Origin of the sequence: Cryobacterium sandaracinum (assembly GCF_004403415.1) — a bacterium.
Taxonomy (GTDB): Bacteria; Actinomycetota; Actinomycetes; order Actinomycetales; family Microbacteriaceae; genus Cryobacterium; species Cryobacterium sandaracinum.
On sequence record NZ_SOGO01000004.1, the window covers coordinates 1 to 1300 of the forward strand.

At 51.9% G+C, this 1300-nt stretch carries 1 rRNA gene; it reads left to right on the forward strand.

Annotation, left to right across the window (positions count from 1 at the left end):
* Positions 1 to 24: 24 nt before the first annotated feature.
* Positions 25 to 1300, forward strand: a 23S ribosomal RNA gene (locus tag E3T25_RS00145); the annotation flags it as partial.

A 1300-nucleotide genomic window follows, 5' to 3' on the forward strand; every position in this document is an offset into this window, starting at 1 on the left:
CTTAATCGATTCAAACTCATGTGATTTCAAATTTCTAAGAGCAAACGGTGAATGCCTTGGCATGTAGAGCCGAAGAAGGACGTAGTAATCTGCGATAAGCCTCGGGGAGTTGATAAACGAACTGTGATCCGAGGATTTCCGAATGGGGAAACCCCGCCAGGCCCTTTGGGTGACCTGGTGACTCCCGCCTGAATATATAGGGCGGGTAGAGGGAACGTGGGGAAGTGAAACATCTCAGTACCCACAGGAAGAGAAAACAATAGTGATTCCGTTAGTAGTGGCGAGCGAAACCGGATGAGGCTAAACCGATCATGTGTGATAGCCGGCAGGCGTTGCATGGTCGGGGTTGCGGGACTTTTCTGCTGATTCTGCCGAACAGTGAGGGTTAGAGCGTTGTATAGACGAACAGGATTGAAAGCCTGGTCATAGAGGGTGCGAACCCCGTAGTCGAAATGCAGCAATCGCCCGAAGAGTATCCCAAGTAGCACGGGGCCCGAGAAATCCCGTGTGAATCCGTCAGGACCACCTGATAAGCCTAAATACTCCTACATGACCGATAGTGAACAAGTACCGTGAGGGAAAGGTGAAAAGTACCCCGGGAGGGGAGTGAAATAGTACCTGAAACCGTTTGCTTACAAACCGTTGGAGCCAGCTTTGTTCTGGTGACAGCGTGCCTTTTGAAGAATGAGCCTGCGAGTTAGTGATATGTGGCGAGCTTAACCCGAGAGGGGAATGCGTAGCGAAAGCGAGTCTGAATAGGGCGATTCAGTCGCATGTCCTAGACCCGAAGCGAAGTGATCTATCCATGGCCAGGTTGAAGCGACGGTAAGACGTCGTGGAGGACCGAACCCACTTCAGTTGAAAATGGAGGGGATGAGCTGTGGATAGGGGTGAAAGGCCAATCAAACTTCGTGATAGCTGGTTCTCTCCGAAATGCATTTAGGTGCAGCGTTGCGTGTTTCTTGCCGGAGGTAGAGCTACTGGATGGCCGATGGGGCCTAAAAGCTTACTGACGTCAGCCAAACTCCGAATGCCGGTAAGTGAGAGCGCAGCAGTGAGACGGTGGGGGATAAGCTTCATCGTCGAGAGGGAAACAACCCAGACCACCAACTAAGGTCCCAAAGCGCGTGCTAAGTGGGAAAGGATGTGGAGTTGCACAGACAACCAGGAGGTTGGCTTAGAAGCAGCCACCCTTGAAAGAGTGCGTAATAGCTCACTGGTCAAGTGATTCCGCGCCGACAATGTAACGGGGCTCAAGCACGCCACCGAAGTTGTGGCATTGATATTTTTGGTAAGCCGC